This window comes from Pandoraea capi (genome assembly GCF_902459735.1).
In the GTDB taxonomy this organism is placed as follows: Bacteria; Pseudomonadota; Gammaproteobacteria; order Burkholderiales; family Burkholderiaceae; genus Pandoraea; species Pandoraea capi.
On record NZ_CABPRV010000001.1, the window covers coordinates 254,171 to 270,253 of the forward strand.

Annotated in this window: 15 protein-coding genes; 7 read left to right on the top strand and 8 right to left on the bottom strand. The window is 63.3% G+C overall.

The genetic code is table 11. The annotated features are described in order from the left end of the window. Positions 1-28: 28 nt before the first annotated feature. The 4 genes from coaBC to dut all read left to right on the top strand — a co-directional run bounded on the left by coaBC (position 29) and on the right by dut (position 4,406). The gene (gene coaBC / locus PCA20602_RS01070) at positions 29-1,243 is read left to right on the top strand and encodes a bifunctional phosphopantothenoylcysteine decarboxylase/phosphopantothenate--cysteine ligase CoaBC (RefSeq protein ID WP_150719607.1); all 1,215 of its coding nucleotides are present in this window, start codon (positions 29-31) and stop codon (positions 1,241-1,243) included. Positions 1,244-1,552: 309 nt separating this feature from the next. After that, entirely contained in the window at positions 1,553-2,773 is a 1,221-nt protein-coding gene (locus tag PCA20602_RS01075; RefSeq protein ID WP_150719608.1) for an MFS transporter, read from the top strand. Positions 2,774-2,842: 69 nt separating this feature from the next. Next, a complete protein-coding gene (locus PCA20602_RS01080; protein ID WP_150719609.1) occupies positions 2,843-3,898 on the top strand; it encodes an LLM class flavin-dependent oxidoreductase in 1,056 nt (351 codons plus the stop codon). Between the two features lie 61 nt (positions 3,899-3,959). Continuing rightward, on the top strand, positions 3,960-4,406 hold the full coding sequence (gene dut, locus PCA20602_RS01085) for a dUTP diphosphatase (RefSeq protein ID WP_150719610.1): 447 nt from the start codon (positions 3,960-3,962) through the stop codon (positions 4,404-4,406). Between the two features lie 84 nt (positions 4,407-4,490). Here the strand turns inward: dut and clpA are convergent, their stop codons facing one another. Together clpA and clpS are read right to left on the bottom strand one after the other, a co-directional pair. Continuing rightward, complete coding sequence (clpA, locus tag PCA20602_RS01090) at positions 4,491-6,788, bottom strand: ATP-dependent Clp protease ATP-binding subunit ClpA (protein WP_069341939.1); 2,298 nt, start codon at positions 6,786-6,788, stop codon at positions 4,491-4,493. After that, entirely contained in the window at positions 6,785-7,099 is a 315-nt protein-coding gene (gene clpS, locus PCA20602_RS01095; protein ID WP_010807118.1) for an ATP-dependent Clp protease adapter ClpS, read from the bottom strand. Before clpS ends, clpA begins: the two co-directional genes overlap by 4 nt. A gap of 441 nt (positions 7,100-7,540) precedes the next feature. Here clpS and PCA20602_RS01100 point away from each other — a divergent pair, with 441 nt between their 5' ends. Continuing rightward, a complete protein-coding gene (locus tag PCA20602_RS01100; protein ID WP_069341940.1) occupies positions 7,541-7,747 on the top strand; it encodes a cold-shock protein in 207 nt (68 codons plus the stop codon). A 605-nt stretch (positions 7,748-8,352) separates the two neighbouring features. Here the strand turns inward: PCA20602_RS01100 and PCA20602_RS01105 are convergent. The 4 genes from PCA20602_RS01105 to PCA20602_RS01120 all read right to left on the bottom strand — a co-directional run bounded on the left by PCA20602_RS01105 (position 8,353) and on the right by PCA20602_RS01120 (position 11,659). Then, positions 8,353-8,667 (bottom strand): non-heme iron oxygenase ferredoxin subunit, encoded by a 315-nt coding sequence (locus PCA20602_RS01105; RefSeq protein WP_150719611.1) that lies wholly within the window; start codon positions 8,665-8,667, stop codon positions 8,353-8,355. A gap of 12 nt (positions 8,668-8,679) precedes the next feature. Then, positions 8,680-9,162: an aromatic-ring-hydroxylating dioxygenase subunit beta gene (locus PCA20602_RS01110; protein WP_150719612.1), complete on the bottom strand. Its 483-nt coding sequence runs from the start codon at positions 9,160-9,162 to the stop codon at positions 8,680-8,682. Between the two features lie 32 nt (positions 9,163-9,194). Beyond that, the gene (locus PCA20602_RS01115; RefSeq protein ID WP_150719983.1) at positions 9,195-10,391 is read right to left on the bottom strand and encodes an aromatic ring-hydroxylating dioxygenase subunit alpha; all 1,197 of its coding nucleotides are present in this window, start codon (positions 10,389-10,391) and stop codon (positions 9,195-9,197) included. Between the two features lie 203 nt (positions 10,392-10,594). Next, positions 10,595-11,659, bottom strand: coding sequence for an FAD-binding oxidoreductase (locus PCA20602_RS01120; protein WP_150719613.1), 1,065 nt, complete (start codon positions 11,657-11,659; stop codon positions 10,595-10,597). A 191-nt stretch (positions 11,660-11,850) separates the two neighbouring features. Here PCA20602_RS01120 and PCA20602_RS01125 point away from each other — a divergent pair, with 191 nt between their 5' ends. Continuing rightward, positions 11,851-12,795, top strand: a complete 945-nt coding sequence (locus PCA20602_RS01125) for a LysR family transcriptional regulator (protein ID WP_150719614.1) — start codon at positions 11,851-11,853, stop codon at positions 12,793-12,795. A gap of 13 nt (positions 12,796-12,808) precedes the next feature. Here PCA20602_RS01125 and PCA20602_RS01130 read toward each other — a convergent pair whose 3' ends face one another. Continuing rightward, complete coding sequence (locus PCA20602_RS01130; protein ID WP_150719615.1) at positions 12,809-13,924, bottom strand: glycosyltransferase family protein; 1,116 nt, start codon at positions 13,922-13,924, stop codon at positions 12,809-12,811. Positions 13,925-14,266: 342 nt separating this feature from the next. Then, positions 14,267-15,010: an SDR family oxidoreductase gene (locus tag PCA20602_RS01135; RefSeq protein ID WP_150719616.1), complete on the bottom strand. Its 744-nt coding sequence runs from the start codon at positions 15,008-15,010 to the stop codon at positions 14,267-14,269. Between the two features lie 108 nt (positions 15,011-15,118). On the opposite strand from PCA20602_RS01135, the gene PCA20602_RS01140 reads away from it, so the two are divergent. Then, positions 15,119-16,063 carry a LysR family transcriptional regulator gene (locus PCA20602_RS01140; protein ID WP_150719617.1) on the top strand — a complete coding sequence of 315 codons (945 nt, stop codon included), beginning with the start codon at positions 15,119-15,121 and terminating at the stop codon, positions 16,061-16,063. Positions 16,064-16,083: the final 20 nt, after the last annotated feature.

The following is a 16,083-nucleotide window of genomic DNA, read 5'->3' on the forward strand; positions in this document are numbered from 1 at the left end:
GCGCGGCACTTTGGAGGAGGCATTTGTTATGGAACGCGGTGAACTCGCTGGCAAGACCATCGTTCTTGGCCTGACAGGCGGTATCGCCTGCTACAAGTCTGCGGAACTCACGCGGCTGTTCATCAAGGCCGGGGCGACGGTGCAGGTCGTGATGACCGAAGCCGCCACGCAATTCATCACCCCGCTCACGATGCAGGCGCTCTCGGGGCGTCCCGTCTTCACCAGTCAGTGGGACAACCGCATCGACAACAACATGGCGCACATCGACCTCTCCCGCGAGGCCGACGCCATCGTCATCGCACCCGCCTCCACTGACTTCCTCGCGAAGCTCGCCCACGGCATGGCAGACGACCTCCTCTCCACGCTGTGCGTGGCGCGCGACTGTCCGCTGCTGGTCGCCCCGGCGATGAACCGTCAGATGTGGGCCAATCCGGCCACGCAACGCAACGCCGCCACCCTGCGTGGCGACGGCGTCACGATCCTCGGTCCGGGCAGCGGCGATCAGGCCTGCGGCGAGATCGGCGACGGTCGCATGCTCGAACCGGAAGACCTCTATGAAGCCATTGCCGGGTTCTTCCAGTCGAAGCGTCTGGCGGGACGCCGCGTGCTGATCACGGCCGGGCCGACCTTCGAGCCGATCGATCCGGTGCGCGGCCTGACCAACCTGTCGAGCGGAAAGATGGGCTTTGCGCTTGCGCGCGCCGCCGCGCAAGCCGGTGCCGACGTGCACCTCGTCGCTGGGCCGACGTCGCTCGCCACGCCTTACGGCGTGATCCGCAGCAACGTGCAGACCGCGCAGCAGATGTACGACGCCGTGATGGCCAACGTCGCGCAAAACGACATCTTCATCGCGGTCGCCGCCGTGGCGGACTGGCGCGTGCGCGACGTGGCCCGCGACAAGATCAAGAAGACGGGCGACGCCGACGTGCCGACGCTCGAATTCGTCCAGAATCCCGACATTCTCGCCGCGGTGGCACAGTTGCCGACTCCGCCGTACTGCGTGGGCTTCGCCGCCGAATCGGGCGATCTCGAAAAGCACGGCGCGCAAAAACGTCAGCGCAAACAGGTGCCGCTGCTCGTGGGCAATCTCGGCCCGGCCACGTTCGGACAGGACGACAACGAAGTCATTCTGTTCGACGAGACGGGGCAGAAGCGCTTGCCGCGCGCCGACAAGCAGTCGCTCGCCCGCAGCCTGATCGTCGAAATCGCCGCACGGCTACCGGCTCGTCGGCCGACACGATAGTTCGGCGGCAGGCTTGCCGGTCGCGCCGGGGGCGACGCGGCACCTGCGCCGCTTAGCACCGCTTAGTGCCGCCTGGCCTCGCTTGGCAGCGAGCGTTAGTTAGCCAGGGGTGGCAGCAAAGCACAGCGGGATGCGGTGCAGCGCGACCTGCGCCACCGCCAATACCCCTACCGTCAGTCCGTCTGTCATTGTCGTTGTCCGGCGACACTGACAGACTGGCGGGGATCTGCGGCAAGGCACACCCGGTGCCAGCCCCCTGCCGCCACCGGTATTCCGGCCTTCGGGCCAACGCACACGATAACAATCAAGATGACACAACCTCCTTCCGCCGCGCGCCCAGACGTCAGTGTCTACGGCACACTGAGCATGCTCGCTGCGATCATGTTCTTCGGCTTCATGACGATCGGCATGCCGTTGCCCGTGCTGCCGGTGTACGTTCATGAAACGCTCGGCTTCGGCTCGTTCGTCGTGGGCGTGACGATCGGCATTCAGTCGGTCGTCACCCTGCTGCTGCGCTCCTACGCAGGACGCACCGTCGACACCCGTGGCCCGCGTCACGCGGTGCTCACCGGCCTGTGCGGCTGCGCGGCCGCGGGCATCCTGTATCTCGTCGCGTCGATCATGCCGAGCCCCTCGCTCGCGCTCGGCGTGCTCCTCGCCGGACGTGTCGTCCTCGGCTTCGGCGAAAGCCTGCTGCTCACGGGCGGCATGTCGTGGGGCATCGGCCTGCTCGGTGCGGCGCACGCCAGCAAGGCCATTTCCTGGCAAGGCGTGTCGATGTACACCGCGCTGGCCGTCGGCGCGCCGTTCGGCGCCTACCTGCTGCAAGCGGCGGGCTTCACCATCGTTTCACTCGTCAACATCGGCCTGCCCGCCATCGCGTTCGCCATTGCCCTGCGACTGCCGGCGGCGGTCCCCGTGGGCGGCACGCGGCTGTCGTTCTTCAAGGTGGTCGGTCTGGTCTGGCGCCCCGGCCTGGCAATGACGCTGGGCAGCATCGGCTACGCCGTGATCGCCGCCTTCATTACGCTGTTCTATGCCAGCCACGGGTGGTCGGGTGCGGCATTCGCGCTCACGCTCTATAGCGGCACGTTCATCGCGATGCGCGTGCTGATGTCGCATGCCGTCGACCGCTTCGGCGGACGCCGCGTCGCGATGAGCTCGCTCGTCTTCAGCGCCATTGGTCAGTTTCTGCTGTGGGGCGCCGTCAATCCGCACATGGCGTTGGCGGGGGCGGGCCTCACGGGTCTCGGCTTCGCACTGGTGTTCCCGGCGCTCGGCGTGGAAGCGCTGCGTCAGGTGCCGCCACAGAATCGCGGCGCGGCGCTCGCGGCCTACTCGGCGTTCTTCGATCTGGCGCTCGGCCTGATCGGGCCAATGGCCGGGCTGGTCGCGAATTTCTTCGGCTATGCCTCGATTTTCCTTTGCGGTGCCATCGGCGGCATCGTTGCGATTCTGATGATTGCGCGCCTGCCGCATGCAGGCCCCGGCACGCCGCCGGCGGATGCGTCCGCCCACAGCGGTCACTGACCGGTACGACGATGCACGTCGATGACGCTGAACCGCCGGGTTCGGTCATCGGCGATGGAGCCTAGACCCATGGATCAACCTAAGAACCCCACTACCGATCACGCCCGACAGCGCATCAAGCTGTCGGTGCTCGACCAGACGCCCGTCATTCACGGCCATAGCGTGGCAGACGCCATCGCCGCCACGGTCGAACTGGCACAGGCAGCAGACGACCTCGGCTACACGCGCTACTGGTGCGCTGAGCACCACGGGCTGCGCGGCGTCGCCAACCCTGCGCCGGAGGTCATGATCGCGCGGCTGGCGAGCGTGACGAAGCGTCTGCGCGTCGGCTCGGGCGGCGTGATGCTGCCGTACTACAGTCCGTTCAAGCTGGCCGAGCAATTTCTGATGCTCGAAGCGCTGTTTCCGAATCGGATCGACCTCGGCGTCGGCCGCGCACCCGGGGGCGACATGCGCACCGCGCGCGCCGTCGCGAAAGGCCCGTACGATGCGGGCGAGCACTTCCCTCAGCAGGTCGCCGAGCTGGCGGGCCTGTTCGGCGACACACTGGCCGACGACCATCCGTATCGCGGCGTGCTGCTGCAACCCGCAGTGCCGACGCGCCCCGAGTTGTGGGTGCTGGGATCCAGCGAATTCGGCGGACTGCTCGCGGCACAACTCGGTCTGCGGTATTGCTTCGCGCATTTCATCAATGCGCACTACGGGCACCGGGTCACGCAGGCCTATCGCGAACGTTTCACGCCGGGGCAGATGGACAAGCCTTACTGCGCCGTGGCGCTGTTCGTCATTTGCGCTGATACCGACGCCGAGGCCGAAGCGCTGGAGGCGGGCGTGGACTTGCGTCGCGTGCAGATGGCGTATGGCATGAACGAACCGATTCCCAGCCTCGAACAAGGCGCGCAGGCCAGGCCGCAATATCGGGATCGGGAACTGTCCGTGATCGCGCGGGAGAAGCCGCGTAGTATCATCGGCACCCCGGAGCGCGTGACCGAACGCGTGCAGGAGCTGCAAGCGCAGTTCGAAGCCGACGAAATCATCGTGCTGACGGTCGCCGGCAGCTATCGCGCCCGTCTGCGGTCTCACGAGTTACTCGCGCAAGCATTTTCGCTACGCGCCGAAGACTGATCGTCCTCGGCTCAGCCATACGCCAACCGGATCCTTTGCCCTAATTCAACGCCATCACGCCATGAAACTCGACGTCAAGATTCTCGACGAACGCCTGCGCTCGCAACTCCCCGCCTACGCCACGCCGGGTAGCGCCGGGCTCGACCTGCGCGCCTGCCTCGATGCGCCGATGACCATCGCCCCGGGCCAGACCGTGCTCGTGCCGACGGGTCTGGCCATGCATCTCGCCGATCCGGGCTACGCCGCGCTGATCCTGCCGCGCTCGGGGCTCGGTCACAAGCACGGCATCGTGCTGGGCAATCTCGTCGGCCTGATCGACTCGGACTATCAGGGCCAGTTGATGGTGTCGACGTGGAATCGTGGCAACGAGCCGTTCGTGCTGAACCCGTTCGAGCGTCTCGCACAGTTGGTGATCGTGCCGGTCGTGCAAGCCGAGTTCAACCTCGTCGACGAATTCCCTGAAAGCGATCGTGGGGCCGGCGGCTTCGGCAGCACGGGCAAGCACTAAGCGCGTAGCTCACCGCAACGCCATGAAAAAAGCGCCGCAATTGCGGCGCTTTTTTTGTCTGCCCGATGGCAGGCGAACCGTCGATCACTCGACTTCGGCGGCTTCCGGCTGAGCCTTGGTGTTGCCGTCCTCGGGGAAGGACAGTTGCACCTGATCGTGCTCGTCGAGATCCACGGTCACCCGACCGCCGCTGGTCAGACGCCCGAACAGCAGTTCGTCGGCCAGCGCACGACGGATCGTGTCCTGAATCAGACGCTGCATCGGACGCGCGCCCATGAGCGGATCGAAGCCCTTCTTCGACAGATACGCACGCAGCTTGTCGGTGAACACCACCTCGACCTTCTTCTCATGCAGCTGATCTTCGAGCTGGATGAGGAACTTGTCGACCACGCGCAGGATGATCTGCTCGTCGAGCGGCTTGAAGCTGATGATCGCATCCAGACGGTTACGGAACTCCGGCGTGAACATGCGCTTGATGTCGGCCATTTCATCACCGGCCTGACGCTCGTTCGTGAAGCCGATGCTCGCCCGGTTGATCGTCTCGGCGCCCGCGTTCGTCGTCATGATGATGATGACGTTGCGGAAATCCGCCTTGCGACCGTTGTTGTCCGTCAGCGTGCCATGGTCCATCACCTGAAGCAGCACGTTGAAGATATCCGGATGCGCCTTCTCGATTTCGTCGAGCAACAGCACGCAATGCGGCTTCTTCGTGATCGCCTCGGTGAGCAGACCTCCTTGATCGAAGCCCACGTAGCCCGGCGGCGCGCCAATCAGACGGCTCACTGCGTGACGCTCCATGTACTCCGACATGTCGAAACGGATCAGCTCGATGCCCAGCGTGAACGCGAGCTGCTTGGCGACTTCCGTCTTGCCGACGCCGGTCGGGCCCGAGAAGAGGAACGCGCCGATCGGCTTGTCCGTCTTGCCCAACCCGGCACGCGACATCTTGATCGCGGCGGACAGCGCGTCGATGGCCGGATCCTGTCCGAACACCACGCTCTTGAGGTCGCGGTCGAGCGTCTGCAACTTGCCGCGGTCGTCTGCCGACACGCTTTGCGCCGGGATCCGGGCGATCTTCGAGACGATCTCTTCGATTTCGCCCTTGCCGATGGTCTTCTTCTGCTTCGACTTCGGCAGGATGCGCTGTGCGGCGCCGGCCTCATCGATCACGTCGATGGCCTTGTCCGGCAGGTGACGATCGGTAATGAACTTCGCCGACAGTTCGGCGGCGGCCGAGAGTGCGCTCGACGAATACTTCACGCCGTGGTGCTCTTCGAATCGGGACTTGAGGCCGCGCAGGATCTGCACGGTCTGCTCGACGGTCGGCTCGTTCACGTCGATCTTCTGGAAACGACGCGACAGGGCGGCGTCCTTCTCGAAGATGCCGCGATACTCGGTAAAGGTCGTGGCGCCAATGCACTTGAGCTGCCCTGACGACAATGCCGGCTTAAGCAGGTTCGAGGCATCGAGCGTACCGCCCGACGCGGCGCCCGCGCCGATCAGCGTGTGAATCTCGTCGATGAACAGGATCGCATTGTTGCGCTCCTTGAGTTCCTTGAGCACCGCCTTCAGGCGTTGCTCGAAGTCGCCGCGATACTTCGTACCGGCAAGCAGCGCGCCCATGTCCAGCGAGTACACGGTGGCGTCCTGCAGAATCTCGGGGACTTCGCCGCGCGTGACGCGCCAGGCGAGGCCTTCGGCAATCGCCGTCTTGCCCACACCGGCTTCGCCGACGAGCAGCGGATTGTTCTTACGACGGCGGCACAGCACCTGCACCACGCGCTCGACTTCCGATTCGCGTCCGATGAGCGGATCGATCTTGCCGTCGCGCGCCATCTGGTTGAGGTTCTGGGTGTACTGGGCCAGCGGGCTTTCCTTGGCGTTCGCCCCTTCTTCCCCTTCCGCGCCACCTTCGCCGGCCTTGGCCGACTCGCCGGACGCGCCGGTCTTGGTGATGCCGTGGGAGATGAAGTTGACGACGTCCAGACGCGTCACGCCCTGCTGTTGCAGGTAGTAGACGGCGTGGGAGTCCTTCTCGCCGAAGATGGCGACCAGCACGTTCGCGCCCGTCACTTCCTTCTTACCGTTGGAAGTGGATTGCACGTGCATGATGGCGCGTTGAATCACGCGCTGGAAACCGAGCGTGGGCTGCGTGTCAACCTCGTCGCTGCCCGGCACCGTCGGCGTATTGTCGGCGATGAAGTTGCGCAGATTCTGGCGCAAATCGTCCAGATTCGCCGCGCAGGCGCGCAACACTTCGGCTGCGGTCGGGTTATCCAACAGGGCGAGCAACAGGTGCTCGACCGTGATGAATTCGTGTCGTGCCTGGCGCGCTTCCATAAACGCCATGTGCAGGCTGACTTCCAATTCCTGGGCAATCATGCTTCCTCCATCACGCACTGCAGCGGGTGCCCGGACTGCCTTGCATGGCTAACAACTTGCTCAACTTTGGTCGCCGCGACGTCGCGCGTAAAGACCCCACAAACTCCCCTGCCCTCGCGATGAACCTTGAGCATGATCTGCGTGGCAGATTCCCGGTCCTTATTGAAATATTCCTGAATGACCATCACCACGAACTCCATCGGGGTGAAATCGTCGTTCAACAGTACCACCTTGTACATGGACGGCGGCTTGAGCTGTTGCTCCTGCCGCTCCTGTACGGTGTCGTCATGCGTTGTCGGTAAGGTTGCCATACGTGGATTCTAAACAACTCCCGGGTGCAGGAAGCAATCGGAGCTCCTATTGCCGCCTGCCGTCCGGTTGTCCACCGGAGTGCCAACACTCGTCGATCAGCGCGTGCGTTGTCCAGCAAGGCGCCGCAACCCCGACCACCGGGGGTGCCACACCCATATGAGTCAGCTTAACCCAAATTTCAAGGCCGTGTCTCCGCACGTCTTATACCCTCCGAGATATAAGGGTAAAACCTGATCGAACGTAAGTTCTATCGTTCAAAAAGGGCTTGACACTATTGGTAGTTAGCGAAAACAATCGACGTGGCACTTTTCCTCTATAAGTGATTTAAAAGAAAAGATGCCTGGGTGAGCCTAGGAAGCCGCCGCCAGCCGGCGGGTTTTTCAGATGTGCTCGTTGTTGCGGTGATATGTAGTAGTCGTAATTGTTTAGGGGAAGTTTGTATGGCAACCGGTACGGTCAAATGGTTTAACGATGCCAAGGGTTTTGGTTTCATCACGCCGGATGAGGGTGGCGAAGACCTGTTCGCGCACTTCTCGGCGATCCAGATGAACGGTTTCAAGACCCTGAAGGAAGGTCAGAAGGTGACGTTCGACGTCGTCCAGGGCCCGAAGGGCAAGCAGGCGTCGAACATCCAGAATCCGAGCTGATTCTGCGCAGTTCGTAGCTTTATGAACCCGGCCTCGGCCGGGTTTTTTGTTGCGTCGCAACAATGCGTGTGAAAAGACGCATTGTTTTTGGATCCGTTTTTGCATGCAAAAAGCAGCGCAACTTTCCACTCAGGCTGCGAATCTTTTCAGTATTAAACTGCGCTTAATACCTTATAAAACTATATTCATCGCAACATTCCACTCAGTTATTAAAATACCTCTTAGCAGTCTCTGGTTGCGGAAATCAATTACGCAATTACCTGAATTGGCTAAGTAATCCTACGCAGCCAGCCGGTCGGCCAATACCATAAATACAACGCGATAAGCCACCGAAAGGAATAGCTCTTTAACGATTTCGAAAGCCGTGCACGTCGCTTAAGTGCCGCTCATCCGGCGCATCACCTGTTTCATCGTTGAATTTATCGAATCGACCGGTTCATTTCCTTCCCGACGGTTCGCCTGCCGCACCACCGAAAGCGCCCGCCCCTGCCGCACAGACGCGACGGGCCGCCAGATGACGCATCATTTGGCGGCCCGTTTGGAAAAAATCCCCTAAAGTGGCGCCCCCATCGATCGCAATGCGATTTCTGCGGCGCGCCAGCCGATCAGCCCAAGTCGACGTACACCTTTTCCGCCTCGATACGGATCGGATAGGTCCTCACTGCCTCGGTCAGCGGCGCACACATGGCCGCGCCGGTTCGCACGTCGAATTTGCCCTGATGCAGCGGGCATTCGATTTCGTGGCCTTCCAGGAACCCGTCGCACAGACGGGCGTTACCGTGCGTACAGACGTTGTCGGTCGCGAAGACCTCACCGTCCACGCCATAGAGGGCGATATCACGCCCACCGACGATCACGCCGATGACGTCGTCTTCGGGAATGGCATCGCGCGACGCCACCTCAATCCAGTTACCGCTCATGATGTCCTCGTCTCAGATCGGGTAGATGAGCGAGTTGGGAATCATCTCGCTATCGAAAATGCATTGGCGCGACGCGAACTTCCAGCCGTCGTCCGTTCGTTTGACGACGTCCAGATAGCGGCCGACGGACAGGATGTCGGTCAACTGGTCCGGTTTCGTCCGGAACACCGCGTAGTTCGCCTCGACATGCAGCGTGTTCGCAGCGTCGGCATCGAGCGCCCGTATCGACGGCAACCCGATCACGTGACGCTGGTAGTACGGATCGTGAAACAGCGTGTCGCGAATCCCGTAGATCCGGTCGCGCAGCATGCCTTTGCTCTCGAACGACAGCGTCGCCAGCGGCAGGCCCATCTCGAAGTTCTCGCGCGGTTGAATGCGATAGACGCAAGCGTCCAGGAAAAACTCGGGCCAGGCGTCCCAATCCTGCGTGTCGAGCGCCGCCGCGTAGGCGGCATTGAGTTCGACCACGGCCTGAAATGTTGCGAAATCCACCATCGAATCGTCTCCTCGAACGTGACGCGGCATCGTCAGACACCCATCACGCGGCGCCAGTAGGCGTACATGCCGCGAATCAGCGTTTCCGTCACCATGTGCTCGGTGTTCTCCACCCCCGTGCCGCCCAGTTCGGCCAGCACCCGGTGCCACGGCTTTTGGGCAAAGCCCTCCTGCGAGCATTCGATGGCCTCGCCGTCGTCGGCCGACACGAAGCCCGCCGGCCCGAACAGGTTGGCCTGACGCAGACGGCGCTGGGTCATTTCCTCGGTGTCGTCCTCGAAGCCGAAGTGCGTCCAGACGAAATCGAAGGCGTTGTGACCGCGTGGCTGGATATGACGCGTCGACACCGAGTTGACCTGCTGCTGGAGGATGACGCTGGGGAAAAGCGTCATGAGCACCGCCGTCGGCCCCTTCCACCAGTCTTCCTGCACGATGTCGAGAAAGCGCATGTCGTTGAGCGACATCGATTCCTTGAAGCTCGACACGCCCGACGTCACCTCCCCGCCACCGCCCTGCCCCCGCGTGGACACCATGGCCGCGTGACGCCCGTGAGCGTCCATCACCAGCCGTGACTTGTTGTCCGCCCGCCAGAGCCCGAACGTGACGAACCACGTGTGCAGCAGCCCCGGGTGATACGGGTCCTTGATGTTTTCCTGCATCAGCTTCCAGTTGCCCGGAATCCGCTGCTTGTTGTAGCCGAGCAGCTTGAGCTTGCGGCCGTCGAAAAGCCGGTCGAAATAGGTGCAGATGTCCGGTCCGAGAAAGGCTTCGAGCGACTCGACGTCATGGTCGAACGACGCAAAGATCACCCCGCCGCGCGTGGCGACCTTCAGTTGGGTCAGACCGTGGTCTTCGGGCTTGAAATCCTTCGGCATGCCGCCGTTGACCTTCCCGTCCTGCTTCACCCCGCGCCGGAACGGCACGCCCTGCAAGTTACCTTTGAGGTCGTAGTTCCACTGGTGATACGGGCAATGGAAGTCCGTGCGATTGCCGCGCTTCTCGCGGCAGAACTTCATGCCGCGATGCGCGCACACGTTCTCGACCACGTTGATCACGCCGCCCGCATCGCGCGTCACGATGACGGAGCGCTCGCCGATCACCGTGCGCTTGAAGTCGCCCGGGTTCGGGACTTCAGCCTCCAGCCCGACGTAGTTCCAGTGGTTGCGGTAGAAGCACTGCTCCAGCTCGCGCCGGTGCAGTTGCTCGTCCGTGTAGACACGAAACGGAATGCGGCTCGACCCTTCGGTAGGCCAGAGGTCCGACGGCTCGAAGCCTGCGGACGGCGCCGGATCGAATCCGGTCTGCGGTGTTGTCGTCACGATCGTCTCCTGATGGGGAATCGGAATGGCAGGAAATGCGGGGGTGCAGGGGATGGCGCGGATGAAGGCGCGAGTGCCGGGCATGACCCTTCACGCCGACCGCCGCGCTGGCGTTATGCGGCTTTGGCGTAGAACGCGTCGGCGTAGATGTGCGCGCCGTCGACACCGCGCTCGCGCAATAGCCGCGTGGCCGCATCGACCATCGGCGGTGCACCGCACAGGTAGGCGCGCCAGCCGGTCAACGCATCAGCGGCGGCGTAGTCGGCGGCAAGCGCCTCGGTGACATGACCGGTACGCACGGTACGCAGGTCCTGTCCGAGCGCGTCGAAGGTGTGGGGTGCATCGAGCGTCGTCACGACATGCAGACGAATCCCGTCGTGACGCGACGCGAGCTCACGCAGCCACGTCAGGCCATAGACGTCCGCCGGGGAGCGTGCGCCGACGTATATCTCCATGGGATTGGACATCCCCCGCGCCAGTGCGCCGCGCACGATCGACAGTACCGGCGCCAGCCCTGTGCCACCGGCCACGCAGAGCATCGGCCCGTCATGGCGTGTGCGCAGATACGAGGTGCCGAGCGGCCCCGACACGCGCACGGCATCGCCGACTTTGAGTTGCTCGTCGACGTACCCCGTGACCGCGCCACCCGGCACGCGACGAATATGGAATTCGAGCGTGTCGTCGGCATCGAGGCCGGCCATCGAATACGGACGGATATGGGCAGGAGTGAATTGCAGCGTGGCGTATTGCCCCGGCGAATAGCTGAGCGGCTTGGCCGGTTTGAGTATCAGGCGCTTGATGTCGTGCGTCAGCGGTTCGATGGCCAGCACCGTCGCCTTGAGAATCTTTGCGGGATGTACCACGACTTCGTCCACTTCCGGCAACTCGATTTCGCAATCGCCGTGGATCGTCGACTGGCAGGCGAGCACGAAGCGCGTACCGTCGACGCCCTGGGCATCGATGCCGCCAATGCCGCCATTCGCTTCGTCGTGATGACGGTACTCCACGCCCGGCGCCTCGCGCACATCCCCGGAGACGACACGGCACCGGCACGTCCCGCAGCGTCCGGACAGGCAACTGTAGGACACCGGTACCTGGCGGTCGGTGAGCACTTTGAGCAGATTGTCGCCCGAGGCGACGTCAAGGCGCTCGCCGAGCGGCTGCACGTGAACTTGCATGGGGATCGTCTCCGTGATGTCTTCTTTGTGTCGGTGCCGTTCGGGCACCGCATAGGGCTTCTGACGCCGTTTGCAGGAAGCATCGCGCAACGATCGATATAAACCAATAGAATCTCGTTTATATGGACTATAAATTTCAGTGATGTTACTCGTACGAGCGAACGTGACTGAAGCAAGACGAAGGACGCTCCATGGACCTGCACGCTGTCGATCTGAATCTGCTGGTGGTCTTCCAGCATCTCTACAACGCAAGACGCGTCTCCCGCGTCGCGGAGGCGCTCGGCGTTACGCAACCCGCCGTCAGCAACTCGCTGGCCCGCCTGCGCAAGCTGTTCAACGACGAGCTGTTTATCCGCACCTCACGGGGCATGTTGCCGACGCCGATGGCGACCGAACTGGCCGAACCCGTGGCGGCTGCGCTCGACGCGTTACACAGCGTGTTCAACCGTCAGTTGGCATTCGATCCGGCCACGAGCCGACGGGCGTTTCAGATCGCCATGACGGACATCGGCGAGGTGCACTTCCTGCCGAAGTTGATGCATGCGCTGGGCGAGCGCGCGCCGGGCATCACGATCAGCACCGTGCGCAATACGGCCGTGAATCTGCGCGAGGAAATGGCGGCGGGCCAGGTGGATCTCGCCGTGGGGCATCTGCCAGACCTGACAGCCGAATTTTTTCAGCGGCGTCTGTTCCGGCAGAAGTACGTGTGCATGTTCCGCCCCGGACATCCGCTCGATCGTGCCGCCAAATCCCCTCGATCGAAGGCGACGACTGCCGCAGCGGGACAAATGACGCGCGAGGATTTCGAGCGGTCGGAGCAGGTGATGGTGGTGGCCGCGGGCACCGGTCACGGGCAGGTGGACGAGTTCATGGCACGCGCGCACGTGCAGCGCAACATCCGCCTGCGCGTGCCGCATTTCGTCGCGCTCGCCGACATCCTCCACACGACCGACCTCATCGCGACCGTGACGGAGAAGTTCGCGCAGCGCAGCGCCCAGCACTTCGGCTTGCGCTACGTCGATCATCCCATCGATATTCCGGACGTCCAGATCAATCTGTTCTGGCACGCGCGCTATCACCGCGAACCCGCGAGTCAGTGGATGCGAACGCTGCTGTTCGAGTTGTTCTCGGAGTGACGATGTACGCTGTCTAGCGACCGTGCCAGGTTTCCCAAAGGTCACGCCAGAACGCGTTGGCATTGCGACGTGCGCGCCATCGCAGGTTCGGCAGTGCGACGGCCAGCCATTGCGTTGCGTCGTCGATGCGCCGCTCGCCGAAGCGCTCGGGCGCATTGAAGAGATCGAGATACGCCTGCCGGTAGTGCTGCACCATGGCGGCGTCGTGATAGTACGTCTCCATCCATCGACGCGATGCCGCACCGATTTCCGCACGCAGCGAGGCGTTCGTGAGCAACTCGACGAGTGGCCCTTCGGCGGCTTCCAGCGGTACGTCGACCCACGGCAGCTCACACGCTCCGGTGAGACGCCGCAACTGCGACTGCACCCGGTTGTCGAGATGGCCGAGCGTCGGCTTGCCCTGCGACAGCGCTTCGAGCCCGGAGAGGTGGTAGTTACCCGTCACGCATTCGTCGAGGGCGATGGCCGCACGCTGCTTCAGACGCAGGCACTCGTCATGCGGCGTGCCGGTGATCAATCGCACTTCGCAGAGTCCCCGGCGTTCGAGCTTACGCAACAGACGCAATGTCTGCGGCGCGCCTTTCGTCTCCCAACGCTTACGCCATCCCGACGATCGTCCGCTCGGAGAGAAAACGACGACCGGAAGGCCCGTCTCACCAACGCATTCCGGATGGGGGCGGTAGCGCGCATCGTCGAGCGGCACGATGTTCGGCACCACACGTGCGAACGGATAAAAGCGCTCAGGCCCCTGGGCGATCACGAGTTGCGGTAGCGGATCGGTCACGATGCGTTCGCGCATCGCGGCATCGTCGCGAGACCAAAGCTCCGGGGCGGAATGGAACTGACGGATCAGCTTCTTGTTGCCGAAACGCTTGGGGAAGTCCGCGCCGAACGTGGTTTCCATCGGAAAAATCTGATGGATGTGAATGACGTCTGCTGCGGCAACGACATCGAGCGCTTCTTCTCGCTGGCGTTGCCAGTCGAGATCGACGGCAAACGTGCGTGACGCGTAAGCCGTCGCGTTGAAGACGACGTGGCGCGCCGCAATGTCGGTGTGCCGGTTCAGCGCGGCGACGATGTTGCCCGGACTGCCCGCGACCGGCGTATGGGAGAGGTGAACGACCTTCATGCGCGCAGTCTATGCCGCCACTACCCGCGCGAGTTTACGGTCGCCGGTGCGTATGCTTACGCGCCGTTACGCCGGTAACACGTTATTCGGGCGCTGCCACGTTGGCATGGTTCCGCCGTCCCGTCGTTCACATCCAGCAACGACGCGGCGCATCGCGCGATTTCTGCGCATCGACGTGGATGGCGACGCCTCGCCGCACCCCGGTCGCGGGGCGTCCCGACGTTGCATTTCTTACGCTTACGGTGACACGTCGAGCACGTCGAAAATCCGACGCCTCCCAACGCGCTCCCACGCCGCCCCGCGCTGTCGCGAGATCGGCGTGGGGGCGGCGTGGGGTCGCGATCAGGCGTTGAAACCGCCATCGATGGTCAGGCTCGCGCCCGTCACGAAAGCCGCTTCCTCGCTGGCGACGTAAGCCACCATCGCCGCAATTTCTTCGGGACGCGCATGACGCTTGAGCGCCATCAAGTCGTGCAACGAAGCGGAGAAGTCGCTCTGCGCCGGGTTCATGTCCGTATTCGTCGGCCCCGGCTGCACGTTGTTCACGGTGATGCCGCGCGGTCCGAGATCACGGGCCATGCCCTTGACGAGACCGACCAGCGCCGACTTGCTCATGGCGTAGGCCGAACCGCCCGGAAACGGCATGCGTTCCGCGTTGCACGAACCGATATTGATGATGCGGCCACCTTCGCCCATATGGGCAAGCGCCGCCTGCGAGGCCACGAATACCGAACGGACGTTGACACTCAGCAGGCGGTCGAAGTCTTCCAGCGGGAGATCCGCCACCGACGCCAGCGCCAGCACCCCTGCGTTGTTCACGAGAATGTCGATCTTGCCGAGCTGACGGGCGGCGTCGTTCACCGCGCGGGTCAGTGCGGCGGCATCTGCGGCGTCGGCTTGCAGCGCGATGGCGCGGCCCCCGGCCGACTGAATACGTGCGGCCAGTTCCTGCGCTGCGGCCTTCGAGCCGTGATACGTGAAAGCGACTGCCGCGCCGCCGTCGGCGAGTCGCTGCACCACGGCAGCGCCGATACCGCGCGAGCCGCCCGTCACGAATGCCACCTTGCCTTGAAAGTTCGTTGCCATGATGTTGCTCCACTGGGTTAGGAAGTGAATGCAGTATCGGCGTTCGATTACGTCGCAACTAGACCATAATGTCGATCATCACTTTCAACCAAACGGAATAGATAAGCGATGGACGCCCTGCATCTGATCGAATCGTTCGTCCTGAGCGCGCGCGCCGGCAGCTTCTCAGCGGCCGCCCGGCGGCTGGGCATGACGCCTGCGGCGGTGAGCAAGAACGTGGCGCGTCTCGAAACGCAGCTCGGCTTGCGGTTATTTCACCGAAGCACGCGCAGCCTTACGCTGACGGCGGGCGGTGAGCGCTTCCTTCTCGAGGTGGATGGCCCGTTCGCGGCGTTGACGGATGCGTTTTCGCGAGCGTCGGAGCGCGAAAGTGCGCCGTCGGGGACACTCAAGGTGAGCGTCGCGCACTCGTTCGGGCGTGAGTACCTCATACCGATGCTCGGTGAGTTTCTCGTGCGTTACCCGGACATCGTGCCCGACTGGCGGTTCGACAACCGCAGCGTGGACGTCGTGGGCGAAGGGTTCGACGCAGCCATCGGCGGTGGCATCGAACTTACGCAAGGCGTGATCGCGCGACGGCTCGCGCCAACCTACGCCGTGATGTGCGCCTCATCGGCCTATATGGCGGGACGCAAGATGCCTGAGCACCCCTCGGCGCTGACGGCATTGGACGCCATCATGCGTCGCTCGGGCATGTCCGGGCGCCTGCGCGCGTGGGATCTGCGCAATGTCGAAGGCGAGCGGGTGAATGTCGAGGCGCGCACCCGCATGATCTTCGACGATCCCGAGGCGATGGCGCATGCCGTCGCGCTCGGCTACGGCGTTGCGCTGCTACCGATGCCGCATGCCGCGCCGATGCTCGCGGCAGGCCGCATTCTGCGACTGCTACCCGATTGGTTCGACGAGTACGGCGGCGTGTCCATCTACTACTCGAACAAGAAGCAACTGCCACTGCGTACGCGCGTGTTCGTCGATCACGTGGCGCAGTCATTCGAACAGCAGCGACTCGCCGCACGCTTCGACTGGCGATGGGACGGCGCCGACGGCAAGTAACGTGACGCGATCTCGGTGAT

Bases quoted from the DNA above. Each gene is read 5' to 3' on its own strand.
- coaBC (WP_150719607.1), top strand. From the start codon at position 29: ATGGAACGCGGTGAACTCGCTGGCAAGACCATCGTTCTTGGCCTGACA.
- PCA20602_RS01075 (WP_150719608.1), top strand. From the start codon at position 1,553: ATGACACAACCTCCTTCCGCCGCGCGCCCAGACGTCAGTGTCTACGGC.
- PCA20602_RS01080 (WP_150719609.1), top strand. From the start codon at position 2,843: ATGGATCAACCTAAGAACCCCACTACCGATCACGCCCGACAGCGCATC.
- dut (WP_150719610.1), top strand. From the start codon at position 3,960: ATGAAACTCGACGTCAAGATTCTCGACGAACGCCTGCGCTCGCAACTC.
- clpA (WP_069341939.1), bottom strand. From the start codon at position 6,788: ATGATTGCCCAGGAATTGGAAGTCAGCCTGCACATGGCGTTTATGGAA.
- clpS (WP_010807118.1), bottom strand. From the start codon at position 7,099: ATGGCAACCTTACCGACAACGCATGACGACACCGTACAGGAGCGGCAG.
- PCA20602_RS01100 (WP_069341940.1), top strand. From the start codon at position 7,541: ATGGCAACCGGTACGGTCAAATGGTTTAACGATGCCAAGGGTTTTGGT.
- PCA20602_RS01105 (WP_150719611.1), bottom strand. From the start codon at position 8,667: ATGAGCGGTAACTGGATTGAGGTGGCGTCGCGCGATGCCATTCCCGAA.
- PCA20602_RS01110 (WP_150719612.1), bottom strand. From the start codon at position 9,162: ATGGTGGATTTCGCAACATTTCAGGCCGTGGTCGAACTCAATGCCGCC.
- PCA20602_RS01120 (WP_150719613.1), bottom strand. From the start codon at position 11,659: ATGCAAGTTCACGTGCAGCCGCTCGGCGAGCGCCTTGACGTCGCCTCG.
- PCA20602_RS01125 (WP_150719614.1), top strand. From the start codon at position 11,851: ATGGACCTGCACGCTGTCGATCTGAATCTGCTGGTGGTCTTCCAGCAT.
- PCA20602_RS01130 (WP_150719615.1), bottom strand. From the start codon at position 13,924: ATGAAGGTCGTTCACCTCTCCCATACGCCGGTCGCGGGCAGTCCGGGC.
- PCA20602_RS01135 (WP_150719616.1), bottom strand. From the start codon at position 15,010: ATGGCAACGAACTTTCAAGGCAAGGTGGCATTCGTGACGGGCGGCTCG.
- PCA20602_RS01140 (WP_150719617.1), top strand. From the start codon at position 15,119: ATGGACGCCCTGCATCTGATCGAATCGTTCGTCCTGAGCGCGCGCGCC.